Source organism: Solwaraspora sp. WMMB762 (assembly GCF_049179115.1).
Taxonomy (GTDB): domain Bacteria; phylum Actinomycetota; class Actinomycetes; order Mycobacteriales; family Micromonosporaceae; genus Micromonospora_E.
This window is the reverse complement of sequence record NZ_JBMHMD010000001.1, coordinates 3,508,890-3,534,426: the sequence shown is the minus strand read 5'-3', so window position 1 is coordinate 3,534,426 and position 25,537 is coordinate 3,508,890. Positions and strand designations below refer to the sequence as shown.

The window sequence follows — 25,537 nt, the reverse complement described above, 5'->3', positions numbered from 1 at the left end:
CGACCTTCAGCGCCCAATCCGTCCGGCGCGACGACCCAGAACATGGGGAGCATAAATGACCCGCACCCGTAAGCTCGCCGGCCACATCGCGTTCGTGGGCGCCGGCCCCGGCGACCCGGGCCTGCTGACTCGCCGGGCGCACGACGCCCTGGTCGAGGCGGACCAGGTCGTCTACGACCGGGGCGTCCCGGAGACCCTGCTCGCTGCGGTCCGCGCCAGCGCCAAGGCGGACACCCAGCTCAGCCCGGCCGAGGGCGCGCCAGGTGACGTGGCCAAGGTGCTGATCTCCGCTGCCCGGTCCGGGCAGGCGGCGGTCCGGCTGGTCTGCGGCGACCCGTTCGGTCACCACGCGGTGGTGACCGAGGTACAGGCCGTCGCGCGTACCGCGGTGCCGTTCGAGGTGGTGCCCGGGGTCAGCCAGGCCGAAGGGGTGGCCGGCTACGCCGGGGTCCCGCTGCCCGGCATCCGTACGGTGGCCGATGTCGACGACACCGCCGGCCTCGACTTCGAGGCGCTCGCTGCGGCGGTCGGCCGGGGCTCGCTCGCCCTGGCGGTGGACGCCGGGGAGCTCGCCGCAGTCCGCGACGGACTGCTCGCCGCCGGCGTCGACGGTGCCACCTCGGTCGCGGTGACCGGGGACGGGACCGGCGAGACCCAGTACACCACCACCTCGACGGTGGACAGCTTCGTCGCCGCCGCGCTCGGCTTCACCGGCCGGGTGGTGCTCACCCTCGGTGCCGGGGTCGCCGAGCGGGACAAGCTGAGCTGGTGGGAGAACCGGCCACTGTACGGCTGGAAGGTGCTCGTGCCGCGGACCAAGGAGCAGGCCGGCGTGATGAGCGCCCAGCTGCGCGCCTACGGCGCCATCCCGTGCGAGGTGCCGACCATCGCGGTGGAGCCGCCGCGTACCCCGGCGCAGATGGAGCGGGCGGTCAAGGGCCTGGTCGACGGCCGGTACGCCTGGGTCGTCTTCACCTCGGTCAACGCCGTACGGGCGGTGTGGGAGAAGTTCGCCGAGCACGGGCTGGACGCCCGGCACTTCGGCGGGGTCAAGATCGCCTGCATCGGGGAGGCGACCGCGGACGCGGTCCGCGCCTTCGGGATCCAGCCTGAGCTGGTGCCGGCCGGTGAGCAGTCCTCCGAAGGGCTGCTGGCCGAGTTCTCGCCGCACGACGAGATCCTCGACCCGGTGGGCCGGGTGCTGCTGCCCCGGGCGGACATCGCCACCGAGACCCTCGCCGCGGGGCTGACCGAGCGCGGCTGGGAGGTCGACGACGTCACCGCGTACCGGACGGTGCGGGCCGCACCGCCGCCGGCCGAGATCCGCGACGCGATCAAGTCCGGCGGCTTCGACGCGGTGCTGTTCACCTCCTCGTCCACCGTGCGCAACCTGGTCGGTATCGCCGGCAAGCCGCACGCCCGGACGGTGGTCGCGGTGATCGGCCCGAAGACCGCCGAGACCGCCACCGAGTTCGGCCTGCGGGTGGACGTGCAGCCGGCGCACGCGTCGGTGCCGGAGCTGGTCGAGGCGCTGGCCGGCTACGCGGTCGAGCTGCGGGAGAAGCTGGTGGCGATGCCGGCCAAGCAGCGGCGCGGGTCCAAGGTGCAGGGTCCGACGGCGCTGCGGTTCCGCTGAGCCGGCGCGATGACGTATCCGCAGAGCCGGCCACGCCGGCTGCGCCGCACCGCCGCCGTGCGGCGGCTGGTAGAGGAGACCCGGCTGTCCCCGGCCGAGCTGGTGCTGCCGATGTTCGTCAAGGAAGGGCTCACCGGGCCGCGACCGATCCCGTCGCTGCCCGGTGTGGTCCAGCACAGCCGGGACTCGTTGCGCAAGGCCGCCGCCGAGGCGGTGGCGGCCGGGGTCGGCGGGATCATGCTGTTCGGCGTGCCGCAGCGCCGGGACGCGACCGGTTCCGCCGGTGTCGACCCGGCCGGGGTGCTGAACGTCGCCATCCGGGACGTGGTCGCCGAGGTCGGTGACGCCACCGTGGTGATGAGCGACCTCTGCCTCGACGAGTTCACCTCGCACGGGCACTGTGGCCTGCTCGCCGCCGATGGAACGGTGGACAACGACGCGACGCTAGCCGCGTACGCGCAGCTCGCCGTCGCGCAGGCCGAAGCCGGCGCGGACATGCTCGGCCCGTCCGGGATGATGGACGGCCAGGTCGGGGTGGTACGCCGGGCGTTGGACGCGGCCGGGTACACCGACACCGCACTGCTCGCGTACGCAGCGAAGTACGCCTCGGCGTTCTACGGGCCGTTCCGCGACGCGGTGGAGTCGGCACTGGTCGGCGACCGGCGGACCTACCAGCAGGATCCGGCGAATCTGCGGGAGTCGCTGCGCGAGGTCGAGCTGGACGTCGCCGAAGGTGCCGACCTGGTGATGGTCAAGCCGGCGCTGCCGTACCTGGACGTGATCGCGGCGGTCCGCCAGCGGGTGCACGTCCCGGTCGCCGCCTACCAGGTCTCCGGCGAGTACGCGATGGTCGAGGCGGCTGCCGCGAACGGCTGGATCGACCGGGACCGGGTGATCCTGGAGACGTTGACGTCGATCCGGCGGGCCGGCGCTCAGATCATCCTCACCTACTGGGCGACGGAGGTCGCGCACACCCTCTGACCGGGGCCGCCGGAGCCAGCCGCCGACCCGGGTCGATCGGCCGCAGCCCGCCGACCCGGGTCGTTCAGCTGCGCACGCCGAGCCGGTGCATCAGGGTCGGGATGTCGGCTCCGTAGTCCCACCAGTCCCGGTCGGGCTGGTAGCCGAGCTCGGCATTGATTGCGATCAGATCCTCGTCGCCCTCGGCGTTCCAGGTCTGCACCTCGGCCAGTCTCGGCTCGACGGTACGCAGCTCCAGCAGCATCCGGGCCTTGATCGCCCGGTCGATGCCGTGCCCCAGGTGGGCCTGGGCGACGATGGTGTCGTACTGGTCGGCCCGGGTCGGGTGCTGCGCTGGCACCACCACCTCGGTCAGCCCGGCCACCGCACCGCTGGCCAGGTGCCGGGCCAGCACGATGTACGGCTTCATGCCGCGGCGACGCAGGCAGTCGAGGCTGTCCCGGAGCCGGTCCGGGTCGTAGGAGCTGGGCCGCAGATCCAGGTCGCCGTCCTCCGGTACGCTCTGCTCGGCCTTGGTCCGGGCGTACGCATCGACCAGAGCATCCGGCGGCCCGCCCGGATGGAACTCGATCTGGTACCCGGGGACCGGGTCCTGCGCCGTCTTCTCGATGGCGGTCCAGTCGACCGCCGGCAACCGGAGCACGCTGCGGATTTCCCGGAACTGGCGGGCGAACCCCAGTGACTCGTAGAAATCGACGGCGCAGGTGCCCCCGATGACCTCGACACCGACCGAGCTGAACCCCTCGTGGTAGGCGCGGCGTACGGCGAGCGCCAGCAGCTCCCGGCCCAGGCCGTTGCGCCGGGCGTCGGGCCGGACCAGGATCTCGAGCACCCCGATGTCGCCGAGGAGCAACACGTTGACGTGCCCGTTGACCGGCCCTGGCCGGCCGTCGTCGGCGGCCTCCTCGGCCAGCCAGCAGATCCGTCGGACCCCGGGCATCGTTTCGGTCAGGTATTCCCGCAGGAAGTCTGGCCGCCAGTTCGGATCGCCTGGCAGGTCAGCCTCGAATACCCGGTTGAGACAGTCCAGCAGAGATGAGATCTCGGCGGACGACGCGGTTCGGGGGTCCCACTCGCGTACCATCACGCGTCTAGCTTGCCGCCAAGTCGCCGGTTGCGAAAGTGGCCGGGCCGGAAATTGTGGCTATCTGATTGCACTAAGTACGGCTACGTACGCCGTAGTCGTTGGCGGTGTCGAAGACTGCCTGGGCGTACGGCTGCACGTTGTTGTACGACAGGATCGCACTCCACCAATCAGAAGGTGTGGACAGATCGCGTCCGTTCCGGCACAAGTAGTTAGCGGCGGCGAGGCTGGCGTCATCGATATCCTGCGGATCGATGACACCGTCGTTGTCCGCGTCCACCGCGAATTCCGCCCATGTGGTCGGGATGAACTGCATCGGGCCGACCGCCCGGTCGTACACCGGGTCGTTGTCCAACGCGCCGTCGTCGGTGTCGGTGATCCGCTGACGTCCGCCGGCACCGTCCAACGGCAGCCCGGTGATCGGCGGTACGGCGCGGCCGTCGGCGTCCAACCGTGACCCGTTCGCCCGGCCGTGGGTCGACTCGATCATGCCGATCGCGGCCAGCGTGGTCCACGACAGCCGGCAGTCCGGCGTGGTGGTGGCCAACACCAACTCGGCGTAACCGTACGCCTCCATCGCCACCACCGGTATGTCGACCCGGCTGGCCGTGCGGGTTGCCCAGGCGGCGAGGACCGTGGCCGGCCGGGTCGGGGCACCCGGGTTCAGCCCGCCGTCAAGCAGGGGATCCGCCGGTGGCTCGAGCAGGTCGGGGTCCGTGGTCTCAGGCAACTGCGGTACGGCGGTGGTGCCGAGCGCCGTGGGCGAGGCGGCCGGTTGCCGGTCGCCAGCGGCCGCTGGGACCAGCACCGCACCGGCGGCACCGCTGCCGGCGACCAGAGCGAGCAGGAGCAGCCCAGGCAGGGCCAGCCGCCCGGCCGGCCGGCGACTCCACGCGCCGGCCGCTCGGGCCGCCCGGCGCAGGCCGCGCCGGACCGGTCGCAGCCGCGCCGGGTGCAGCCAGCCGATCCGGGTGCCGAACGGCGCGTCCTCTCGCCGGTGCCGGCCGACCACGGCAAGCGTGGTGGCCGGTGCCAATGTCGGTGCCGGTGCTGGCCCAGGCGGATCGGTCGCCGGTCGCGCCTGCTCGTCTGCGGAAACCCCGGTCGGCTGGGTGCCGCTGTCGGCGGATTCGCTGCCGGCGGTCGGCCGGGTGTCGTCGCCGCCCCCTGCGGTGGGTCCGGTGTCACCGGGCGGTCGGGGTTCGCTGGTCGGTCCGGTGTCGCTGCCTGGTCCGATATCGCCGGTCGACGCGGCGTCGGTCGACGGTACCGGGTCCGGGTCCGGGATGCTTTCCTGCCGCGGCGGCCGGGCAGGCGTCGGCACCGCCGGACGCAACCGATGTGGTGCTGGCGTGCCCGACCCGTCCTCGACCATGCCGTCGAGTATCACCCATCCGGCCGGAAGCGTCAGTTCCCGCCGTACCCTATCCACATGCCCCGGTACGAGTTCCGCTGTCGCGCGTGCGGCGACACCTTCGAGGTCAACCGTCCGATGACCCAGGCCGGCGATCCGGCGTCCTGCCCGCAGGGACATTCCGACACGGTCAAACTGCTGTCCACCGTCGCGATCACCAACCGTGGTGCCGGGACCTCCGGTGGACTGCCGGTCATGCCGCCAGCCCCGGCCGGCGGCGGTGGCGGCTGCTGCGGTGGCGGGTGCGGATGCTAGTTGACCCACAGCGCTGACCGGTTCGCGATGAGCTGGGTTGCCTGACTGCGGCAGCATGAACGCGACTTCCCAGCGGGGCGGAGGTTCCACGGGTGTCGGCACCGATCGCACTGCCGAGCGGACTGGTCACCTTCATGTTCACCGACATCGAAGGATCGACGAGGCTGGCCCGACTGCTCGGCCGCGACTACCGCCCGGTGCTCAGCGAACACCGACGGTTGGTACGGCGCACCTTGTCGGCCAGCGACGGCACGGAGTTGTTCACCGAAGGGGATTCGTTCTTCGTGGCGTTCGCCGACGCGTCCGCCGCACTGGACGCCTGCCGGCGCGCGCAGCGGGCGCTGGCCGCGCACGAGTGGCCGACCCCGGATGTCGCACCCCGGGTGCGGATGGGGCTGCACACCGGGCACGCCGAGCCGGTCGGGGGTGAGTACGCCAGTCCGGAGGTGCACCGCGCGGCGCGGATCGCGGCGGCGGCGCACGGTGGCCAGGTCCTCTGTTCCGCTGCGACCGCCCAGGCCGCCGACCCGTTGCCGGTCGGCGTCTCGCTGCTCGATCTCGGCCTGCACCGGCTGCGCGGGTTCGACGACCGGGAGCGGCTGTTCCAGTTGATCGCCGCCGGGCTGGAGCGCCAGTTCCCCAGACCGCGTACGGCCGACTCGGCCAGCCACAATCTGCCCAATCAGATCAGCTCCTTTGTCGGTCGCCGGACCGAACGCCAGGAGCTGCGCCAGCTGGTCGCCGAACACCGGCTGGTCACCGTGGTGGGTGCCGGCGGTGCCGGCAAGACCCGGCTGGCGATCGAGGTCGCGGTCGACGCCAGCGGCGGTGACGCTGCGGAACCACCGGCAGTGGACCCGGCCAGGGCCGGCCACCCGGACGGGGTGTGGTTCGTCGATGTTGCGACGGTGACCGATCCCGGCCTGGTCGCGTTCGCCGTCGCCGCGGTGTTCGGCCTGCGGCCGGAGCCGGGCCGGCCGATCCTGGACACCGTCGTCGAGTATGCGGCCGCCCGCCGGCTGCTGCTGGTGCTCGACACCTGCGACGCCCAGCCGGCGGCGTGTGCCGAGGTGATCGCCCGGCTGCTCGGCGGTGGCCGGCAGGTCCGGGTGCTGACGACCAGCAGGGAGCCGCTGGGGGTGCCCGGCGAGGTGGTGTGGCGGATACCGCCGATGTCGGCCGAACCGGGGCCGGCCGGCGGCCCCAGCGACGCCGTGGCGCTGTTGCTGGACCGCACGGCGGCGGCCCGTGGCGGTCACCCGCCGGGTCCGACCGAGACCGCCCAGCTGCATCGGGTGGCGGCCCGGCTGGACGGGTTGCCGCTGGCGATCGAGCTCGCCGCCGCCCGGCTGCGGGTGCTCTCCGTCGGGCAGCTCGTGGACCGCCTCGACGATGTCCTGGGGGTGCTGGACGCGGGGCAGGAGGAGCCGGTCGACGCGCAGCGCCCTGCCGGGCGGCGGCACGGCACGCTACAGGCGACGGTCACCTGGTCCTACCGGACGCTGGCCCCCCGGGCGGCCCGCCTGCTGCGCTGGATGTCGGTCTTCGCCGGACCGATCGATCTGGCCACCGTGGAGTGGCTGCTCGAGGACGATCCGCTGGGGCCGTTGGCGGTGCTGGTCGACAAGTCGATGATCCAGGCCGAGCCGGCGGCCGGCGGCACCAGCTACCGGATGCTCGATCCGATCCGGGCGTACGCGGCCCGGCGGCTGGTCGAAGCGGGTGAGGAGCAGGCTGCCCGGGACCGCCACGTGGCCTGGGCCCTGCACGCGTTGCAGCGTGCCTACCTGGGCCCGGACGGCAAGCCGGTCACCCTTTCGCTGTACACCCTCGATCCGTTGGCTGACGAGCTGCGGGCCGCGCTGCGGTGGAGCACCACCGGTGGCAGTGCCCGGCGTGGCCTGCAGCTCGCCAGCGGGCTCGACCAGTGGTGGCGCGAACGCGGCCTGGCCCGGGAAGGCCGGCTGTGGCTGTTCCGGCTGTACGGGCGGATCGCCGAGACCGGCGAGGCGATTCCCGAGGCGGAGCTGGCGGCCGCGTACCACATGCATTCGCAGCACGCGGGCGCGGACGGCGAGTTCGGCGAGGAGATGCGGTTTTCGCACCGGGCGGAGGCCGCCGCCCGGCAGGCCGGCGACGCGGGCCTGCTGGCCCGGGTACTGGCCGGTCGGGGCGCCTCGCTCATCGATCTCGGGCAGTTCGTCGAGGCCGAGCAGGTGTGCCGGCGGGTGATCGACTGGGCGGCGGCGAACGGCGCGGTCGGCGACGCGCTGTTCGCCGTGTACAGCCTGGCCGAGCTGCTCTGCCGGCGGGGGGCGTTGGACGAGGCCGCCGAGGTGCTGGCCACCGCCCGGCCGGCAGAGGCCGCCCGGCCGGCGGAACGCGGCCGGCGGACCGTGGACATGCTGCTCGGGCTGGTGGCGTTGGGCCGCCGGGACCTGGTCGCCGCGCACGACCACCTGGTGGTGGCGCTACGGTCCCGGATGCGGTACGGGTTCCACCGGCGGGCCTGCGACACGCTGAACGCGATGGCGGTCCGGTGCGCGCTGGGCGGTGACCCGTCGACCGCTGCCCGCCTGTTCGGTGCCGCTCAGGCGACCCGCTCGGCGCTGCGCAGCACGGCCGGCATGTTCGGCGGCTACTGGGCCCAGGAGCAGGCCAAGGTACGGTCGGCGATCGGCGACAGGGCGTTCGACGCCGGGTACGCGCAGGGTAGCCGGATGAGTCTGGTCGAGGCGGCGGCGTTGGCGCTCGCCGTTGAGCATCCGGACCTGACGACCGTCGCCCGGTGGTTCGCCGACGAGTCGGCCGGCGCGGTCGGTGACGCCGACCCGCTCGGCGGCCGTGGTGACCGGCGGCCGGCCCGGCCGTGGTGACCGGCGGCCGGCCCGGCCCTGGGGAGGGCGGGCCGGCCGGTGCGGCGCGGGGCGGCGCCGGTCAGTCGGTGCCGGCCAGCCGCGGCCCGGCGGCCTGCAGTTGCCGGGCCCGCTCCAGGTCGGCGGCGTTCACGACCGGCGCGCCGAAAATGCGCACCGCCTGGTAGTACGTCCAGGCGAGGCTCAGGCAGGCCGGCCGGACGAAACTGCTGTAGCGGGCACACGCCCGCTTGAGGTCCTCGTAGAAGGCGCTGTCCACCCGTGCCTTGTTGGCGGAGAACTGGCCGATCGCCTTGTAGTTGCGGTAGCCGAAGTCGTGCCGGTGGCAGGAGAGCCGGAAGTCGAAGCCGAGCGGGTTGTCCGGGCTGGACGAGCAGTAGTCGGTCGACCAGTCGAACTGGTAGGCGGCCCAGGCTCCCTGGTTGAGCCGGGCCGAGTTCCAGGCGCTGTAGCTGCTCGCGCTGGTCTGGGTCCAGCTGGACAGCACCGCAGGCTTGTCGGCGGGCGCGGCGGCGGCCGGGCCGGCCGAGCCGAGGGCGGCGGTGAGGCCGAGCAGTGCGGCGGTGAGCAGGGTGGTCAGGCGTCGGGACATCGCGATACCTCCGGTGGACGGTCCGTGGGTGGCGTCGGCGCGCTTGTTACCGGCGGGTCACAAGCGTGTCCACAGTCTCATGGCATCAGCTAGAGTCGATCTTTAGTTGGCCTGATTGTTTGTCGACCAGTGTGTAAACAGACGAGTCGGCCGGACCGGTCACATCGCCCGGCCGTCTCGGCTGTTCGGCCCTCCCTGTCGCCTGGTTCCCGGTTGCCCGGCCGGTCTGTGGTCAGCCGACGTCGGTGGCGTCGGCTCGGGTCGCACCGGGCAGCGCGGCGACCCGGACCAGGGCGACCACTCGGCCGAGCCCGCCGCCATCCGTTCCGAGGGAACGTCCGACGATCCACACCCACTGATTGTCGTAATAGACCGACAGATCGGGTCGCATCTGCTCCACCTGAAGGATGAGATTGTGTCCGCCGTACCGCCAGTCGTCCTTGCTGAGTCGTAATACCGTCCCCGGGGCGATCATGGGAATGGCGTTCGGTCGTGGTGGGTGCACAGACTGCTCCGAAAACTGGCGGATGGATGGCTCGCCGGGTGAGCATCGACAACACTGCGTCCCGATGCAATGTCTCTAAGCAAGATTTGAGGCGGCGGGATACGACCTCCTCCGTCCCGGACGCACCTGGCACAAGGTGTTGTCCAGGCGATCAAGATCAGGCGGCACGGAACAGCTATGTTGTGGGCGTGTACGGGGACATGAAGGCGGAGGCGGGCCGGCGGTGATTCACTTTCCCGCCGTACGGCAAGGGCCGTTGCGGGCGCTGAGCCTGCGACTGTCGGCGGCGGTCGGCCTGGTGCTCGGCGTGGTGGCCGTGGTGTACGCCGACCGCGACGGCTACCGGGACGCCAACGGCGACGGCGTCTCGCTGCTCGACAGCTTCTACTACGCGGTGGTCAGCCTCTCCACCACCGGGTACGGCGACATCGCTCCGGTCACCGAGACGGCGCGGCTGGTCAACGTCCTGATCATCACGCCCGCCCGGGTGGTCTTCCTGATCATCCTGGTCGGCACCACCCTGGAGGTGCTCACCGAGCAGTACCGGACGAACCTTCGACTGACCCGGTGGAGAAAGAACGTGAAGGACCACGTGATCATCTGCGGCTACGGCACCAAGGGCCGTAGCGCCGTCTCCGCGCTGCTGGAGAACGGCTTCGACAAGCAGCACATCGTCGTCGTGGAGAGCAGCGGGATCGCCCTGCGGCAGGCGACCTCCGCCGGGCTGGTGGCCATCGAAGGATCGGCCACCCGGTCCTCGGTGCTCAACGAGGCGCACGTCAAGCACGCCAAGGCGGTGATCATCGCGACCGACAGCGACGACGCCTCGGTCCTGGTCACGCTGACCGTCCGGCAGTTGACCGCCGGGAAGGTACGGATCATCGCCGCCGCCCGGGAAGCGGAGAACGCGCCGCTGCTGCGGCAGAGCGGCGCGCACCATGTCATCGTCTCGTCCGCCACCGCGGGCCGGCTACTCGGCCTGTCCACCTCGGCACCGCCGCTGATCGACGTGGTCGAGGATCTGCTCACCCCGGGACAGGGGATGGCGCTGGCGATGCGTTCGGCGAACCGCGACGAGGTGGGCACCTCACCGCGACAGTTGGCCAACCTGGTGATCGCGCTGATCCGGCGCGGTCGGGTGGTGTCGCTCGCCGACCCGGACAGCGTCAAGATCGAGACAGGTGACCTGCTGGTCTACGTCCGCGACGACCGGACCTCGGCCAGCACGCCGTCGATCGGCTGACGCCCCGAACGGCCGGTGGTCGGCCGGGCAGTCGGTTGCCGGACCGACCAGGTCGGTCCGGCAACCGGTCAGTCAGTTGATCGACCAGGTGTCGCCGCTGCGCAGCAGCCCGGCCAACTGCTCCTCCGGGGTGCCCTCGGCCGCCGCCCGGGCCTGCTCGACCTGGGTCTGGATCAGGCTGTCGTAGCTGGGGCGCGACACGCTGCGGAACACCCCGATGGGCGTGTTGCGCAGATCGGCGGCGGGCAGCCGGGACAGCGCGAACGCGTAGGCGGGCTCGGCGATCGTGGCGTCGTGCACCACGATGTCCTCGGCCGGCACCGACGCGGTCTCGCGGACCTCCAGCCCGAAGCCGCCGGGCGGGTGGACCACGCAGAACTGCCCGTCGGCCCCGAACGTGATCGGCTGACCGTGCTCCAGCCGGATTAGGTAGTCGTCCCGGGTCGCCGGCTCCTTCAACTGCTCGAACGCGCCGTCGTTGAAGATGTTGCAGTTCTGGTAGATCTCCACGAACGCCGAACCCTGATGCTCGGCGGCGGCACGCAGCACCGACTGCAGATGCTTACGGTCGGAGTCGATGGTCCGGGCGACGAACGTCGCCTCGGCGCCGAGGGCCAGCGACAGCGGGTTGAACGGCGAGTCGGCCGAGCCGACCGGCGTCGACTTGGTGATCTTGCCCAGCTCGGAGGTCGGCGAGTACTGCCCCTTGGTCAGCCCGTAGATCCGGTTGTTGAACAGCAGGATCTTGAGGTTGACGTTGCGGCGCAGCGCGTGGATCAGGTGGTTGCCGCCGATCGACAGCGCGTCACCGTCCCCGGTCACCACCCAGACCGACAGGTCCGGGCGGGACACCGACAGGCCGGTGGCGATCGCCGGCGCCCGGCCGTGGATGGAGTGCATACCGTACGTGTTCATGTAGTACGGGAAGCGCGACGAGCAGCCGATGCCGGAGACGAAGACGATCCGCTCCCGGGGCATGTTCAGCTCCGGCATGAATGACTGCACCGCGGCGAGGATCGCGTAGTCACCGCACCCGGGGCACCAGCGCACCTCCTGGTCGGACTTGAAGTCCTTGGCGGTGAGCTTGACCGCCACCGGCGTACCGCCGGGGCGTCCGTTGCGGGCGGGCTCAGACATTCTTCACGACCTCTTCCAGCATGGTTTCCAGCTCCGTGGCGGTGAACGGCAGGCCACGGACCTGGTTGTAACCGATCGCGTCGACCAGGTAACGGGCCCGGATCACGTGGGCCAGTTGACCGAGGTTCATCTCCGGAATCACCACCCGGTCGTAGCTGCGCAGCACCTCGCCGAGGTTGGCTGGCAGCGGTGCCAGGTGCCGCAGATGCGCCTGGGCGACCGACAGGCCACGCTGGCGCAACGCCCGGCAAGCGGCACCGATCGGCCCGTACGTCGACCCCCAGCCAAGCACCAGCGTCCGGGCGTCGCCGTCCGGATCCTCCACGTCGACGTCCGGCACCGGGATCGCGTCGATCCGGGCCTGCCTGGTCCGCACCATGAAGTCGTGGTTCGCCGGGTCGTAGGAGATGTCGCCGGTGCGGTCGGCCTTCTCCAGACCGCCGATGCGGTGCTCCAGGCCGGGGGTGCCGGGGATCGCCCACGGCCGGGCCAGCGTCTGCGGGTCACGCAGGTACGGCAGGAAGGTCTTGCCGTCGTCGTCGTTGGCCTCGGTGGCGAACTCGACCCGCAGGTCGGGCAGGGATTCGACCTCGGGCAGCAGCCACGGCTCGGAACCGTTGGCCACGTAGTTGTCGGACAGCAGCAGCACCGGGGTGCGGTAGGTGAGTGCGATCCGGGCCGCCTCGATGGCGGCGTGGAAGCAGTCCGACGGCGAGCGCGGCGCGATCACCGCGACCGGTGCCTCGCCGTGCCGGCCGAACAGCGCCATGTTCAGGTCGGCCTGCTCGGTCTTGGTCGGCATGCCGGTGGACGGCCCGGCCCGCTGCACGTCGACGATCACCAGCGGCAGCTCCAACGCGACGGCGAGCGAGATGGTCTCGCCCTTGAGCGCCACGCCGGGCCCGGAGGTGGTGGTGATGCCGAGGGCGCCGCCGTACGCCGCGCCGAGCGCCGCACCGACCGCGGCGATCTCGTCCTCGGCCTGCATGGTGACCACACCGAACCGCTTGTGCTTGCTCAACTCGTGCAGGATGTCCGAGGCCGGTGTGATCGGGTAGGCGCCGAGGAAGATCGGCAGCTTGGCCCGGACCCCGGCGGCCACCAGCCCCAGCGACAGCGCCGCGTTGCCGGTGATGTTGCGGTACGTGCCCGGGCGCATCCGGGCCGGGTTGACCTCGTAGCGTACCGAGAAGTCCTCGGTGGTCTCGCCGAAGTTCCAGCCGGCCTTGAACGCGGCGATGTTCGCCGCCACCAGGTCCGGACGCTTGGCGAACTTGCGCTCCAGGAACCGGATGGTGGACTCGTACGGCCGGGAGTACATCCACGAGAGCAGACCCAGCGCGAACATGTTCTTCGCCCGCTCGGCGTCCTTCTTCGAAACGGACAACTCGGCGAGCGCGCCGATGGTCATCGAGGTCAGCGCCACCGGGTGTACGGCGTACCCGTCGAGCGAGCCGTCCTCCAGCGGGCTGGTGGCGTATCCGACCTTGGCGAGGTTGCGCCGGGTGAACTCGTCGGTGTTGACGATGATGTCCGCGCCGCGCGGCAGGTCGCCGAGGTTCGCCTTCAGCGCCGCCGGGTTCATGGCGACCAGGACGTTCGGCGAGTCACCGGGGGTGAGGATGTCGTAGTCGGCGAAGTGCACCTGGAAGCTGGACACCCCGGGCAGGGTGCCGGCGGGGGCCCGGATCTCGGCCGGGAAGTTCGGCAACGTGGAGATGTCGTTGCCGAGCTGCGCGGTCTCCGAGGTGAACCGGTCGCCGGTCAGCTGCATGCCGTCACCGGAGTCGCCAGCGAAACGGATGACCACCCGATCCAGTTGACGGACCTGCTTGGTCACGTGAGCTGACCTCCTCGTTTCCTGCCGGCGGCGTGGATCGCCGGCCGTGCTGGGGCGGTTGCCGGCGGTCCTGCGGCTGTTGCCGGCCGTGGCGCTGCCGTTGCCCGGTGCCACGATGGGTGTCCCGGTAAGGGCGTCCTAACCATGGTGACACTCTGAGGAAAGCCTACGTCGGATCGGGTCGGATACCCGGCTCGGGTCCGCCCGGTGGGACTGGAATCACCCTACGGTCACGGGGCGGTGACGCCGGTCTCCGCCGGTTGGCCGGGGCCGGCCCGGACGACCGGACGGTACGCTGTCGGACATGCAGGGCTACCTCGGCTCGTACGCGACGTTGGGGCTGTTGCTGCTGGTCGGCGTCGCCTTCTTCACAGTCGGCTACGGCGCCAACCGGTTGCTGCGGCCGGGGCAGCCGGCCGACCCGGTCGGCAAACGGGCCAGCTACGAGTGCGGCCTCGACCCGGTGGGCGGCGACTGGGCCCAGGCACAGATTCGCTACTACGTGTACGCGTTCCTGTACGTGCTCTTCGCGGTGGAGGCGGTCTTCCTCTTCCCCTGGGCGGTGATCTTCGACCGGCCGGGGTTCGGCCTGGTCACCGTCGCTGAGATGGGCGTCTTCGTGGCCGTCCTGGCGCTGGGCATCCTCTACGCCTGGCGCAAGAACGTGCTCCGCTGGACCTGACCGCGACCTGACCTGTACCTGTACCCGAACCCGAACCCGTTCAGGCCAACGCCCGGCGGGACACCGCCGGTGGTCGGTCGCCCCGGATCGACGCCACCATGTCCAGCGCTCGCCGGGTCGCCGCCACCTGGTGCGCCCGGAACACCCGGGCACCCAACCAGGCGGAGACCGCCGTCGCCGCCAGGGTGCCCTCCAGCCGCTGGTCGACCGGCAGATCCAGGGTCTCGCCGATGAAATCCTTGTTCGAGAGGGCGACCAGGACCGGCCAGCCGGTGTCGACCAGTTCGGCGAGCCGCCGGGTGACCTCCAGCGAGTGCCGGGTGTTCTTGCCGAAATCGTGCGCCGGGTCGATCAGGATGCCGTCCGGTCGTACCCCGAGACCGACCGCGCGCTCGGCGAGGCCGGTCACGGTACCCACCACGTCGGCCACCACGTCGTCGAACGCGGCCCGGTGCGGTCGGGTGCGCGGCGTGGTCCCACCGGTGTGCGAGCAGATCAGCCCTGCCCCGGTGGCCGCCGCGACCTCGGCGAGCCGGGGGTCCGCACCGGCCCAGGTGTCGTTGAGCAGGTCGGCGCCGGCCGCGACCGCCTCCCTGGCCACCTCGGCCCGCCAGGTGTCGATCGAGATGACCAGGTCCGGGAAGGCAGCCCGGACCGCCGCGATCGTACCGACCGTACGGTCGATCTCCTCGGCCACGTCGACGGCGGTCCCGGGGCCGGCCTTCACCCCGCCGATGTCGACGATGTCCGCGCCGACGTCGACGGCGGCGGCGACCGCGTGCAGCGCGGCGTCCGCGGCGAAGGTCGCGCCGCGGTCGAAGAACGAATCGGGCGTACGGTTGACGATCGCCATCACCGCGAGGTCCCCGGGTGCCAGGGACCGTCGGCCGAGCCGCAGCGTACGCCCCATCCGTGCCTCCGATCCCGTCCCGCCTGCCAGGAGGCTAACCGGCTGCGGTACGCCGACCGCCGGCGGTCGCCGGGAGCGGCGGTCACCGGAGCGGGAGAGCCCGCCGCCGACCGGCGACGCGCCGCAGGGGGTCGCCCTCGCCGCGCCGGCATGCCACGATTCGGTCATGGATCAGTTTCTCCTCGTTCTGGTCGCCGCGTTGACCGTCGCCGCAGTCGTCTTCGGGGTCACCGTGCTCGTCACCGGCAACGACCCGGGGCTGGTCCCGGTCGAGCCGGACGGGCGGGCGGTCCCGCTGCCCGGCACCCGGCCGTTGCTGGAGCACGACGTCAGCCAGGTCCGGTTCGACACCGCCCTGCGCGGGTACCGGATGGCGCAGGTCGACCAGGCACTGCGCCGGGCGGCGTACGACATCGGGTACAAGGACGAGTTGATCGAGGTGCTGCAGGCCGAGGTGGCCGCGCTGCGGGAGGGGCGTACCGAGGACGCCGACCAGTTGCGGCGGGCCCGGGACGCGGCCCTCGTGCCGGCCGCCGACCTGGCGGGGACTCCGGTGGCCGGCGCCTCCGCGACCGAGTCCGGGCCTGCCGACGGGCTGGAGTCCGGGCCTGCCGACGGGCTGGAGCCCGGGCCTGCCGACGGGTCGGAGTCCGGCCCGTCGCCCACGGCCGACGCAGCCGCCGGGCCGGAGGTCCGCCCGGCGGACGGTGCTGCCAGGTGAGTGGTCCGAACGAGGCTGCCGCCGGCACCCCCGGAGCCGGAGAGGTGACCGCGACGGTCATCATCCAGGCCCCAGCCGAACGGGTCTTCGCCGCCTTCACCGCCTGGGAGCGGCAGTCCGAGTGGATTCCCTTCACCGACGTGAAGGTCGTCTCGGGCGACGGCGGCGAGGGCAGCCTGATCGCGGCGGTCACCGCGGTCGGTCCGGTGGCGTTGCGCGACGAGATGCGGGTCGTCCGGGTCGACGCTCCCTACGAGGTCCGGGTGGTGCACTGCGGCACCCTGCTGCGTGGCCCGGGGGTGCTGCGCTGCACCCAGATGGACCACGACCGCACCCAGGTCGTCTGGCACGAGTGGTTCCACCTGCCCGGCGGCGTCGCGGGCCGGATGGCCTGGCCGTTGCTCTGGCCCGGATCCAAGGTGAGCCTGACCCAGGCGTTGAAGAAGTTCGGCCGGCTGGTCGAGACCGGGGCACTGCCGTGACCGGGCTGAGCGTCGGGGCAGACGGCCTGGCCCGGTGCGGCTGGAGCGCCGGTTCGGCGGACTACCGCCGGTATCACGACCAGGAGTGGGGCCGACCGGTCCGCGACGACGACGCGCTGTACGAACGGCTGACCCTGGAAGCCTTCCAGTCCGGTCTGTCCTGGCTGACGATCCTGCGCAAGCGGGAGGCGTTCCGGGCTGCCTTCGAGGGTTTCCGGATCGAGAAAGTCGCCGGGTACGGCCCGGCCGACGTCGAGCGGCTGCTCGCCGACGCAGGCATCGTCCGCAACCGGGCCAAGATCGAGGCCGCCGTGTCGAACGCGCGGGCCGTGCTCGACCTGCCCACCGGCCTGTCCGAGCTGCTCTGGCGACACGCCCCGCCGCCCCGGTCCGCCCGGCTCGCCTCGATGGACCAGGTGCCAGCGGTCACCGCCGAGTCGACCGCGCTGGCCCGGGCGCTCAAACGGCACGGCCTCCGGTTTGTCGGACCCACCACCGCGTACGCGTTGATGCAGGCGACCGGGATGGTCGACGACCATGTCGCCGGCTGCCACGTGCCGCCGTCGACGCGGCCCGGCGGTCCGGTCGTGGTCCGGTGATCCGCCGCCCCGCGTCGTGATGAGATAGGAGCATGCGCGAGATCAGCCAGCTCGACGATCAGCCCGCGACGCCCGACCCGACCCGGCCCGGCACCGTCGCCTGGGCGGTGGTCATCCCGGCCCAGCGCTACGAGGCGGAGCGGCTGTTCCACCACGACACGCTGGAGGTGACCGGCCTCGATGGTGACCCCCGGCCACCGTACGGCGCGCCAGTGCTGGTCGTCACCGACGGCGACCCCCGGTTCGTCGTCGCGCTCGGCCGGATCGGTGGCGCCGCCGGCGGCGTCGAGGGCGGGGAGACCCGGGCGGCCGAGCCGGAACCGCTGGTGGTGCACTACACCTGCCGGGCCTTTGACGAGCCGGTGCCGGCGGCCGCCCTGCGGCTGACCGGGGCGGTGACCCCGGTGGACGTGGCCACCTACCGGTCGTTGGCCAGCCGGCTCGCCCCGGCCGGTGACCGTCGTGCCTGGCTGGTCAGCCTCGACCTGCCGATCGAGGCACCGACGGCGGCGGAGGCGGTCCGGCTGTTCTGGTCGTACGTGCGTGAGCTCGGCCCCCGCGAACTGCCGGCCTTCGTCTATCCGAGCGGCAACGAGCTGGCCATGCAGGCGTTCGTGCTCGGTGCCGAGGCCAACCAGGACCCGGAGGAGGACGACTGACGGCTGCGGCCCGGTCAGCGGGACGCGGCTCCTGGTCACGCGGCTCCTGGTCAGGCCGTGCCGGCTTCAGCGCCCGTCGAACACCGGCCGCTGCTTGGCGACGAACGCCGCTGTCGCCTGCCGGTGGTCGGTGGTGGCACCACAGATCGACTGGGCCTGCGTCTCCGCAGCCAGCGCGTCGGCCAGCGAACCGGAAGCGCCGATGGACAGCGCCCGCTTGATCGCCCCGTACGCGACGGTCGGCCCGGCCGCCAACCGTTCGGCGAGTTCGTGGGCTACCGGCAGGATCTGCTCGTCGTCGTCGACCAGTTGGTTGAGCAGTCCGATCCGGTGTGCCTCGGCGGCCGGCACCGGCTGTGCCAGCAGCAGCAGTTCGGTCGCCTTCGGGTAGCCGACCAGCCGGGGCAACGCCCACGAGGCGCCGGTGTCCATCGCCAGCCCGACGTTGGCGAACGCCATCAGGAAGCTGGTCCGTGGCCCACCGATCCGCAGATCGGCCAGCATGGCCAGCGAGGCGCCGGCACCGGCCGCCGCGCCGCGGACCGCGGCGACCACCGGCTTGGACAGCCCGGCGAGCCGGGTGGCGATCGGGTTGTAGTGCTCCCGTACGGTGTCCAGCGGCTCAGCCGTCCCGGATTCCAGCGTCTCGACGTGTTCGCGCAGGTCCTGCCCCACGCAGAAGGCCCGTCCGGCGCCGGTCAGCACCACCGCCCGGCAGCCGGGGTCGGTCTCCACCTCGGCCAGCGCGTCGCGCAGCGCCTCCTTGAGCTCGACGTTCAGCGAGTTGAGCGAGTCAGGTCGGTTCAGGGTCAACGTGACGACCGCACCCCGACGGTCGATGATCAGTGCCTCGGTCACCTCGGACGCCCCTTTCGTTAGGCTGGCTGGAGTTTGCGTCGGTGCGGCTCAGCGCGGGCCGCCGTCGCGCTGGCCGAGCTCCAGGCACTTGTCGACGTACCGGTCGGCGGCCGGGCGCAGCCGGGTGGCGTGCCGGTCGAAGAAGGTCGCCGCGCTCGTCCCAGGCCAGCGTTCCGGCAGCAGCGCCGGGGGGAGTTGCGGATCCCGGAACAGAAACCCGCGCCAGGCGTGGACCAACTGGAACCGGGCGGCGTACGCCTCCTCGTCGTCGCTGCGTACGGTCACCTTGGCCAACTTTGGTCGCTGCCCGGCGACGAACCGCTCGTAGGCCTGTCCGATCTCGGTCAGATCCCAGGCGCGGCGGACCAGCGCGGCGGCCCCGGCGGTGCCGGCGGCGTGCGCGGCGGTGAACCGCTCGAACCGTACGCCGGCCTCGGTCAGCATGCCGTCGACCTCGCCGGCGGCCCGGGTCGCCACCCAGGTGTGCTCGTCCAGCATTCCGTAGCCGAGGTAGCTCAGGTTGGCACACAGCCGTTGCCGGTCCCGCCGCCCGCCGGGTGGGTCGAGCACCAGCAGGTCGAACTTGCCGTCCCAGCTGATCCTGCCGGTGCGGTAGATCCGGGCGGCCGCCTCGTCCAGCCGTCGGGCGGCTTTCGGGGTCAGCAGATAGCCCGGGCCAGCGGCCAGCCGAGACGGTTGCAGCCATCCCTGCCGGACCATCCGGGAGACGGCGGTGCGTACGGCGGGCGGCGCGATCCCGAGCGGGGCCAGCAGCTTGACCAGGGCAGCAACGGGCGCGCGACCACCTCGTGGCCGAAGATGGTCACCGAACAGGTCGAAGAGCGCCGACCGTGCCTGCATGACCGCACATTGTGACAGCCCACTTCAAGATAAGCTAGACGCTGTCACAGCATTGTGGCCTCGGTTTGGGTCCGGCGGTGTTCATCAGGGAAAATCGTTGGTCGGCACCGTGGCAGTGGGATGCGGTGAGACTTACGAGGTGGCTGGGGTGCTCCCCAGCGGCCCTGGGGCAAGTCTGAGGGGAGACAACATGGCGGCGATGAAGCCGCGGACGGGCGACGGTCCGCTGGAGGTCACCAAGGAGGGCCGGGGCATCGTCATGCGGGTTCCGCTGGAGGGTGGGGGTCGACTCGTCGTCGAGATGACACCGGACGAGGCCAACGCGCTCGGTGATGCGCTGAAGGCCGCCGCAGGCTGATCGAGCCGGACCCGGGGGCGACGCTGGCCCACGGGTCGACATAGCGACGGTTGACGAGTCCGCCGACCCGGCCCCCGCCGGGTCGGCGGACTCGGTACGCCGTGGGCAGCACCCAATCCCGTACCTGGAGGTAACCCCGGCGTGTTCGCCATCCGTCTGCTGGCGGAGACCACCGCCGCCGGCACCATCGTCCTGCCCGTCGAGCCGGACCCCGGGTCGGCCGGCGCACGGCTCGGACCACTGCCCGACCAGTTGGCGCTCGACGGCGACCGCGCGGAACTCGCCGAGTCGGCCGCCGAGTTGCTGACCCGCACCGGGCACGACGGCAGCGCCGGCGAGATGCAGGTCCTGCACCGGCCCCGGCACTCGCCGTACCAGGTGATTCTGGTCGGGATCGGCGCGGCAGACGAGGCCGGCTGGCGGGCGGCGGGCGCGGCTGTCGGCGGGCTGCTGCGCCGGGCTGCCCAACCGGTCGCCGGGCCGGCCGCCGCCCAACCGGTCGCCGGGCCGTGCCTGGTCGCCGTACCACCGCCGGCGGGCCCGGCGGCGATCCGCGGGTTCGCCGAAGGTTGCTGGCTGGCCGGCTACCGGTTCACCGCGCCGGGCGAGTCCCGACCGGCCGCGCCGGGCGAGTCCCGACCGGCCGCAGACACCGACGAGGCGCACGACAGGCTGCCGGTGGTGCTGCTCGCCCATCCGCCCACCCGGGCGGCCGAACAGGCGTTGCGGTACGCCCGGGCGACCGCCGCCGCCACCTGCCTGGCCCGGGACCTGACCAACATGCCGTCCTCGGTCAAGAACCCGGCCTGGTTCGCCGAGCAGGTCGCCGCCGCGGCGGCCGACCGGTCCGGGCTGACCGTCTCGGTACGCGGCCCGGCGGAACTGGCCGCCGAGGGGTTCGGCGCGCTGCTGGCGGTCGGCGGCGGTTCGGCGGCGGGCCCCCGCCTGGTGGAGATCGACTGGTCCCCGCCGCACGCCGGGCGGCACGTGGTGCTCGCCGGCAAGGGCATCACGTTCGACACCGGCGGGATCTCGATCAAGCCGGTGGACGGGATGAAGCTGATGCGCAAGGACATGGGCGGGGCCGCCGCGGTGGTCGCCACCGCCGTCGCCGCCGCCGACCTGGATCTGCCGGTCCGGCTGACCGTGCTGGTTCCGCTCGCCGAGAACATGGTCAGCGGGGCGGCGTTCCGCCCGGGTGACGTGGTGCGGCACTACGGCGGGTGGACCAGCGAGACCACCAACTCCGACGCCGAGGGCCGGCTGGTGCTGGCCGACGCGATCAGCTATGCGGTCAGCAGGTTCACCCCGGACTATCTGGTCGACCTGGCCACCCTCACCGGCGCGAACGCCATCGCCCTGGGCCGGCGTACCGCCGCGCTGTACAGCGAAGACGACGACCTGGCCGGAGCGCTGCTCGACGCCTCGGCAGCGGCCGGCGAGGGGGCGTGGCGGATGCCGCTGCACGCCGACTACGTCGAGTACCTGGGTAGCGAGATCGCCGACCTGTTCAGCGCCCCGGACCGGGGGGCCGGCTCGGTGGTGGCCGCGCTCTATCTGCGCGAGTTCACCGGGCCGTTGCGCGACCGCTGGGCACACTACGACATGTCCGCCCCGGCCTGGTCCGACGACGACCACGCCGAGCTGACCCGGGGCGCCACCGGCTGGGGGGTACGGACGCTGGTGCGCTGGCTGACCGCGCTCGACGCGGCCGCATGACGGCCGGCCGAGGGCCGGTGCCGTACCCCAGCGCGGCGCCGTACCTCAGGTCAGAGCTGTATTCCAGGTCAGCGCCGTACCGCCGCCAGCAGCCCGTCGCCGGCCGGCAGCAGCGCCGGCACCCACTCCTCGGCTTCCCGGATCGACTTGACCAGTTCGCGGATGGCGACCGTGTCGGGGTCGCGCGCCGCCGGGTCGCCGATCCGGCCACCGGCAAGCGCCCCGTGTACCGCCAGGATGCCGCCGGGGCGCAGCAGCCGCAGCGCCGCGTCGACGATCGCGCCGAACTCGGCGCTGTCACCGTCGACGAAGACCATGTCGTACACCGAGTCGGCCAGCCGGGGGAGCACGTCGAGCGCCCGGCCGGTGATGATCCGGGTCCGCGACGTCGGGTAGCCGGCCTCGACGAAGATCCGCCGGGCCATCCGCTGGTGCTCGTTCTCCACGTCAATCGTGGTCAGTACCCCGTCGGGGCGCATCCCGCGCAGCAGCCACACGCCGCTCACCCCGGTCCCGGTGCCGATCTCGACGACAGCGCGTGCGTTGCCGGCAGCGGCGAGCAGCCGCAGCGTCGCGCCGGCGTCCGGCGAGACCGGGCGCAGCCCGACCTCCTCGGCCAGGCTACGGGCGGTACGCAGCACCAGGTCCTCGGCGGCGTACCCGGTGACGAACTGGAGGGCCTGGGGCGCCGTCCAGGCAGGGGGTCGGGTGACCGGGTGGATGGCGCACCTCCAGCGGGGGGTCGGGCGGCGGTTGCCGGTACGAGCCTAGAGCGCCGCTGGTCGACCGGCTGGGCGGGCACCGGGGCACCCCGCTCTTCGGCGACCACTGAATGTTCTTCGATTATCCGTGCAATCCTGGACGCGGAGCGATGTCGCCGATCGGACCGGTGCCGTCGCGCTGGGGGATGGACTGGGAGGCAACCGTGACCGACGGCGGAAACTGGCGCCAGGCCGACGGGATCGCACCGCCGGGGCACCAGCCGCCGGTCGGCGGGTGGGCCGGGCCGTACGGCCCCGCACCGGCCCCGCCATACCCACCGGTGGCCGGTCCGCCGCCCTACCCGCCGTCGTACGGTCCTTCGGTACCGGTGCACCGACCATCGGCCGGTTCGCCGTCGTACGGCGCGTCGGCGCAGCCGTCGCCGTGGTGGTCGGACGCGCTGCGGGATCCCTGGCGTGATCCGTACGCGCCGGCCGCAGTGGTGGTCGACGTACCGCCGGGTGCTGCCGGCACCGGCGATGGTCCGGAACCGGTCGTCGAACCGGAGCCGGCGGTACGCCGTGGGTTCATGCCGTACGTGGTCGTCTCGGTGATCGCCGCGCTGCTCGCCGGAAGCCTCGGCGGTGCCCTGGGGTTCGCCTTTGCGGTCCGAGGCGGCGTGGCCGGGGCCGGGACCGTGCTCGGCGGCGCGCCGGCCGATCCGCCCGGGGCGGCGCAGCGGCCGGCCGACTCGCTGGCCGGGGTGGCCCAACGGGTCCTGCCGAGCGTGGTGACCGTGCAGGTGAGCGGGCCGGGCGGGCAGAGCGTCGGCTCCGGCTTCGTCGCCACCGCCGACGGCTATGTGATCACCAATGACCATGTGGTCGGGGTGGGGGCCGAGGAGGCGATGGTGCTGTTCAACGACGGCTCGACCGCGCGAGCCTCGATCGTCGGCCAGGAGCCGGAATCGGACGTGGCGGTGATCAAGGTCGACCGGACCGGGCTGACGCCGGTCGAGTTCGGCGACTCCGAGGCGATCGCGGTCGGCGATCCGGTGCTTGCCTTCGGCTCGCCGCTCGCGTTGACCAACACGGTCACCTCGGGGATCGTCAGCGCTCTCGACCGCACCATCCAGGCCGGTGAGCCCGGCGGCCAGGTGCGCTACTACGCGGCGATCCAGACCGATGCGGCGGTGAACCAGGGCAACTCGGGCGGCCCGCTGGTGGACGCCGCCGGCCGGGTGATCGGTGTCAACTCGGTGATCAAGTCGCTGGCCGCCGACGAGGAGACGGCCGGCAACATCGGTCTCGCCTTCGCCATCCCGATCAACCACGCGAAGCGGATCACCCAGGAGATCATCGACACCGGCACGGCCCGGCGGACGATCTTCGGTGCTCAGGTGACCGACGCCGCCCGTACCCCCGGTGCCGGTGTCCGGCTCAGTGAGGTGGTCGACGGCGGGCCGGCGGACGCCGCCGGCCTGCGGGCCGGGGACGTGGTGCTGCGGATCGACGGTCGGCCCCTGGACCAGGCGACCGACCTGATCGCGTTGGTGCGCAAGTACGCCCCCGGGTCGGTCGTGACGGTCGACTACCGCCGGGGCAGCGAGGCCAGGTCGGCCTCGGTGACCTTGGCCGCCGACGCCAAGTAACATCCGGTCGGCCCTCCCGGACCGGCTGGTGACGTGCGTACCCTTGCCTTCGACGGCGGCACAGGGAGGCCCGGAGCATGTTCGACAACCTGAACTGGTGGGAGATCGGTCTGCTCCTGCTGCTCGCTTTGTTGATCTTCGGTGACCGGTTGCCGCAGGTCATCTCCGACGGCCTGCGGATGCTGCGCAACCTGCGCAACATGGCCCGCAACGCGACCTCCGACCTCAGCCGTGAACTGGGCACCGACATCCAGCTCGAGGACCTGCACCCCAAGGCGTTCATCCGCAAACACCTGCTCAGCGAGGAGGACGAGGCCGCGCTGCGCAAGCCGTTGCAGGGCGTCTACGACGACCTGCGTTCCGACGTCAGCGGGGTCCGCGACGAGCTGCGTGAGGTCGCCGACGCGGCCGATCTGAAGTCCGCCGCGAAGCCGACGACGGTGACCGGTGGCGCCAGCAGGTCGGCTGTCCCGACCAGCCCGGCCGCCGATACCGGCCTGGCCGCCGGGACCAGCCCGGCCGCCGTCCCGCCCAAGCCGTTGGACGCCGACGCCACCTGACGGTTATCGGTTATTAGCCGGACGCCACCTGACGGGTCAGCCGGCGGACGGCCGCAGACCCAAGGGCTTGCCCAGCAGCGACTCGCGGCGGACCGCGAGCAGGTCGGCGACCGCGTCGAGGGCCCGGGCCGCCGGGGCCTGTGGATCGGCCAGCACGATCGGGGTGCCGCGGTCACCGGTCTCCCGCACCCGGGTGTCCAGCGGAATCTGGCCGAGCAGCGGCACCTGGGCACCGACGGTGCGGGTCAGCGACTCGGCGACAGTGCCGCCGCCGCCGCTGCCGAAAATCTCCATCCGCTCCCCGGTGGGCAGCTCCAGCCAGGACATGTTCTCCACCACCCCGACCAGCCGCTGGTGGGTCTGCAGAGCGATGGCACCGGCCCGTTCGGCCACCTCGGCGGCGGCAGCCTGCGGCGTGGTCACCACCAGGATCTCGGCGTTGGGCAGCAGCTGGGCCAGGGAGATCGCCACGTCCCCGGTGCCCGGCGGCAGGTCCAGCAGCAGTACGTCCAGGTCGCCCCAGTAAACGTCGGCGAGGAACTGCTGCAGCGCCCGGTGCAGCATCGGCCCACGCCAGACCACCGCCGCGTTGCCGGCGGTGAACATGCCGATCGAGATGACCTTCACGCCGTGCGACTGCGGCGGCATGATCATTTCCTCGACCCGGGTCGGCCGTCCTTCCGCACCGAGCATCCGGGGCACCGAATGTCCGTAGATGTCGGCGTCGATCACCCCGACCGACAGCCCGCGCGCGGCGAGCGCGGCCGCCAGGTTCACCGTCACGCTGGACTTGCCGACCCCACCCTTGCCGCTGGCCACCGCGTACACCCGGGTGCGGGACCCGGGCTGGGCGAACGGGATGACCGGTTCGGCGCCGGCGGAACCGCCGCGCAGCTGCTCCTGCAGCGACTTGCGCTGCTCCGGGCTCATCACACCGAAGTCGACGTCCACCCCGGTGACGCCGGGCACCCGGGTCACCGCCTCGGTGATGTCGGTGCGAAGTTTGTCCTTCAACGGGCAGCCGGCGACCGTCAGCAGCAGCTCGACCCGTACCCGGCCGGCGTCGTCGACCGTCGCGGAGCGCACCATGCCGAGCTCGGTGATGGGGCGGCGGATCTCCGGGTCGTTGACCGTGGCCAGGGCGGCGTTGATGGCATCGTTGACGGTGCTGGTCGGTGCGGACATGCTCGCCATGCTACGTCGCGTGTGCAG

General features: G+C 72.2%; 25 protein-coding genes. 14 read left to right on the top strand and 11 right to left on the bottom strand.

The genetic code is table 11. From position 1 onward, the window contains the following. The first annotated feature begins 55 nt into the window (after positions 1 to 55). Both ACN27J_RS15605 and hemB read left to right on the top strand, forming a co-directional pair. Positions 56 to 1,636, top strand: a complete 1,581-nt coding sequence (locus tag ACN27J_RS15605) for a uroporphyrinogen-III synthase (RefSeq protein WP_278171625.1) — start codon at positions 56 to 58, stop codon at positions 1,634 to 1,636. Positions 1,637 to 1,645: 9 nt separating this feature from the next. Beyond that, a complete protein-coding gene (gene hemB / locus ACN27J_RS15600; protein ID WP_421367043.1) occupies positions 1,646 to 2,617 on the top strand; it encodes a porphobilinogen synthase in 972 nt (323 codons plus the stop codon). A 64-nt stretch (positions 2,618 to 2,681) separates the two neighbouring features. Here hemB and ACN27J_RS15595 read toward each other — a convergent pair whose 3' ends face one another. Both ACN27J_RS15595 and ACN27J_RS15590 read right to left on the bottom strand, forming a co-directional pair. Beyond that, a complete protein-coding gene (locus ACN27J_RS15595; RefSeq protein WP_421372265.1) occupies positions 2,682 to 3,701 on the bottom strand; it encodes a GNAT family N-acetyltransferase in 1,020 nt (339 codons plus the stop codon). 73 nt (positions 3,702 to 3,774) lie between these two features. Next, positions 3,775 to 5,025, bottom strand: coding sequence for a lytic murein transglycosylase (locus ACN27J_RS15590; RefSeq protein ID WP_421367040.1), 1,251 nt, complete (start codon positions 5,023 to 5,025; stop codon positions 3,775 to 3,777). A 108-nt stretch (positions 5,026 to 5,133) separates the two neighbouring features. On the opposite strand from ACN27J_RS15590, the gene ACN27J_RS15585 reads away from it, so the two are divergent. Together ACN27J_RS15585 and ACN27J_RS15580 are read left to right on the top strand one after the other, a co-directional pair. Next, positions 5,134 to 5,370, top strand: a complete 237-nt coding sequence (locus ACN27J_RS15585; RefSeq protein WP_421367037.1) for an FmdB family zinc ribbon protein — start codon at positions 5,134 to 5,136, stop codon at positions 5,368 to 5,370. A 92-nt stretch (positions 5,371 to 5,462) separates the two neighbouring features. Next, entirely contained in the window at positions 5,463 to 8,246 is a 2,784-nt protein-coding gene (locus tag ACN27J_RS15580) for an ATP-binding protein (RefSeq protein ID WP_421367034.1), read from the top strand. Positions 8,247 to 8,307: 61 nt separating this feature from the next. Here the strand turns inward: ACN27J_RS15580 and ACN27J_RS15575 are convergent, their stop codons facing one another. Together ACN27J_RS15575 and ACN27J_RS15570 are read right to left on the bottom strand one after the other, a co-directional pair. Further along, positions 8,308 to 8,838, bottom strand: coding sequence for a phospholipase (locus ACN27J_RS15575; RefSeq protein WP_421367031.1), 531 nt, complete (start codon positions 8,836 to 8,838; stop codon positions 8,308 to 8,310). 232 nt (positions 8,839 to 9,070) lie between these two features. Then, entirely contained in the window at positions 9,071 to 9,229 is a 159-nt protein-coding gene (locus ACN27J_RS15570) for a hypothetical protein (protein ID WP_421367028.1), read from the bottom strand. Between the two features lie 337 nt (positions 9,230 to 9,566). Here ACN27J_RS15570 and ACN27J_RS15565 point away from each other — a divergent pair, with 337 nt between their 5' ends. Beyond that, positions 9,567 to 10,586 (top strand): potassium channel family protein, encoded by a 1,020-nt coding sequence (locus ACN27J_RS15565; protein ID WP_281553074.1) that lies wholly within the window; start codon positions 9,567 to 9,569, stop codon positions 10,584 to 10,586. A 72-nt stretch (positions 10,587 to 10,658) separates the two neighbouring features. Here the strand turns inward: ACN27J_RS15565 and ACN27J_RS15560 are convergent, their stop codons facing one another. After that, a complete protein-coding gene (locus ACN27J_RS15560) occupies positions 10,659 to 11,723 on the bottom strand; it encodes a 2-oxoacid:ferredoxin oxidoreductase subunit beta (RefSeq protein ID WP_421367024.1) in 1,065 nt (354 codons plus the stop codon). Then, positions 11,716 to 13,563, bottom strand: a complete 1,848-nt coding sequence (locus tag ACN27J_RS15555) for a 2-oxoacid:acceptor oxidoreductase subunit alpha (RefSeq protein WP_421367021.1) — start codon at positions 13,561 to 13,563, stop codon at positions 11,716 to 11,718. Before ACN27J_RS15555 ends, ACN27J_RS15560 begins: the two co-directional genes overlap by 8 nt. 304 nt (positions 13,564 to 13,867) lie before the next feature. Here ACN27J_RS15555 and ACN27J_RS15550 point away from each other — a divergent pair, with 304 nt between their 5' ends. Beyond that, positions 13,868 to 14,245: an NADH-quinone oxidoreductase subunit A gene (locus ACN27J_RS15550; RefSeq protein WP_421367018.1), complete on the top strand. Its 378-nt coding sequence runs from the start codon at positions 13,868 to 13,870 to the stop codon at positions 14,243 to 14,245. A 40-nt stretch (positions 14,246 to 14,285) separates the two neighbouring features. Here ACN27J_RS15550 and folP read toward each other — a convergent pair whose 3' ends face one another. Then, a complete protein-coding gene (gene folP / locus ACN27J_RS15545; protein ID WP_421372263.1) occupies positions 14,286 to 15,155 on the bottom strand; it encodes a dihydropteroate synthase in 870 nt (289 codons plus the stop codon). Between the two features lie 166 nt (positions 15,156 to 15,321). On the opposite strand from folP, the gene ACN27J_RS15540 reads away from it, so the two are divergent. From ACN27J_RS15540 to ACN27J_RS15525, 4 genes are read left to right on the top strand one after another with little or no spacing between them, the layout of a single operon-like run. Then, on the top strand, positions 15,322 to 15,876 hold the full coding sequence (locus ACN27J_RS15540) for a DivIVA domain-containing protein (RefSeq protein WP_421367015.1): 555 nt from the start codon (positions 15,322 to 15,324) through the stop codon (positions 15,874 to 15,876). Further along, positions 15,873 to 16,358: an SRPBCC family protein gene (locus tag ACN27J_RS15535; RefSeq protein ID WP_278171606.1), complete on the top strand. Its 486-nt coding sequence runs from the start codon at positions 15,873 to 15,875 to the stop codon at positions 16,356 to 16,358. Before ACN27J_RS15540 ends, ACN27J_RS15535 begins: the two co-directional genes overlap by 4 nt. Next, entirely contained in the window at positions 16,355 to 16,957 is a 603-nt protein-coding gene (locus ACN27J_RS15530) for a DNA-3-methyladenine glycosylase I (RefSeq protein WP_421367012.1), read from the top strand. The genes ACN27J_RS15535 and ACN27J_RS15530 overlap by 4 nt, the downstream gene beginning before the upstream one ends. Positions 16,958 to 16,989: 32 nt before the next feature. Further along, complete coding sequence (locus ACN27J_RS15525) at positions 16,990 to 17,616, top strand: hypothetical protein (RefSeq protein ID WP_421367009.1); 627 nt, start codon at positions 16,990 to 16,992, stop codon at positions 17,614 to 17,616. Between the two features lie 66 nt (positions 17,617 to 17,682). On the opposite strand, the gene ACN27J_RS15520 is transcribed toward ACN27J_RS15525, so the two are convergent. Beyond that, entirely contained in the window at positions 17,683 to 18,474 is a 792-nt protein-coding gene (locus tag ACN27J_RS15520) for an enoyl-CoA hydratase-related protein (protein WP_421367006.1), read from the bottom strand. Positions 18,475 to 18,522: 48 nt separating this feature from the next. Continuing rightward, positions 18,523 to 19,335, bottom strand: a complete 813-nt coding sequence (locus tag ACN27J_RS15515) for a PaaX family transcriptional regulator C-terminal domain-containing protein (RefSeq protein ID WP_278171601.1) — start codon at positions 19,333 to 19,335, stop codon at positions 18,523 to 18,525. 190 nt (positions 19,336 to 19,525) lie between these two features. Between ACN27J_RS15515 and ACN27J_RS15510 the strand changes: the two genes are divergently transcribed. Next, the gene (locus ACN27J_RS15510; protein WP_007455245.1) at positions 19,526 to 19,693 is read left to right on the top strand and encodes a DUF3117 domain-containing protein; all 168 of its coding nucleotides are present in this window, start codon (positions 19,526 to 19,528) and stop codon (positions 19,691 to 19,693) included. Between the two features lie 240 nt (positions 19,694 to 19,933). Then, positions 19,934 to 21,412: a leucyl aminopeptidase family protein gene (locus ACN27J_RS15505; protein ID WP_421372261.1), complete on the top strand. Its 1,479-nt coding sequence runs from the start codon at positions 19,934 to 19,936 to the stop codon at positions 21,410 to 21,412. Between the two features lie 68 nt (positions 21,413 to 21,480). On the opposite strand, the gene ACN27J_RS15500 is transcribed toward ACN27J_RS15505, so the two are convergent. Then, a complete protein-coding gene (locus ACN27J_RS15500; RefSeq protein WP_416597203.1) occupies positions 21,481 to 22,053 on the bottom strand; it encodes an O-methyltransferase in 573 nt (190 codons plus the stop codon). A 230-nt stretch (positions 22,054 to 22,283) separates the two neighbouring features. Here ACN27J_RS15500 and ACN27J_RS15495 point away from each other — a divergent pair, with 230 nt between their 5' ends. Continuing rightward, complete coding sequence (locus ACN27J_RS15495; RefSeq protein ID WP_421367001.1) at positions 22,284 to 23,765, top strand: S1C family serine protease; 1,482 nt, start codon at positions 22,284 to 22,286, stop codon at positions 23,763 to 23,765. Positions 23,766 to 23,842: 77 nt separating this feature from the next. Next, positions 23,843 to 24,325 carry a preprotein translocase subunit TatB gene (locus tag ACN27J_RS15490; RefSeq protein ID WP_421366999.1) on the top strand — a complete coding sequence of 161 codons (483 nt, stop codon included), beginning with the start codon at positions 23,843 to 23,845 and terminating at the stop codon, positions 24,323 to 24,325. Positions 24,326 to 24,361: 36 nt separating this feature from the next. On the opposite strand, the gene ACN27J_RS15485 is transcribed toward ACN27J_RS15490, so the two are convergent. After that, a complete protein-coding gene (locus ACN27J_RS15485) occupies positions 24,362 to 25,510 on the bottom strand; it encodes an Mrp/NBP35 family ATP-binding protein (protein WP_421366996.1) in 1,149 nt (382 codons plus the stop codon). Positions 25,511 to 25,537: the final 27 nt, after the last annotated feature.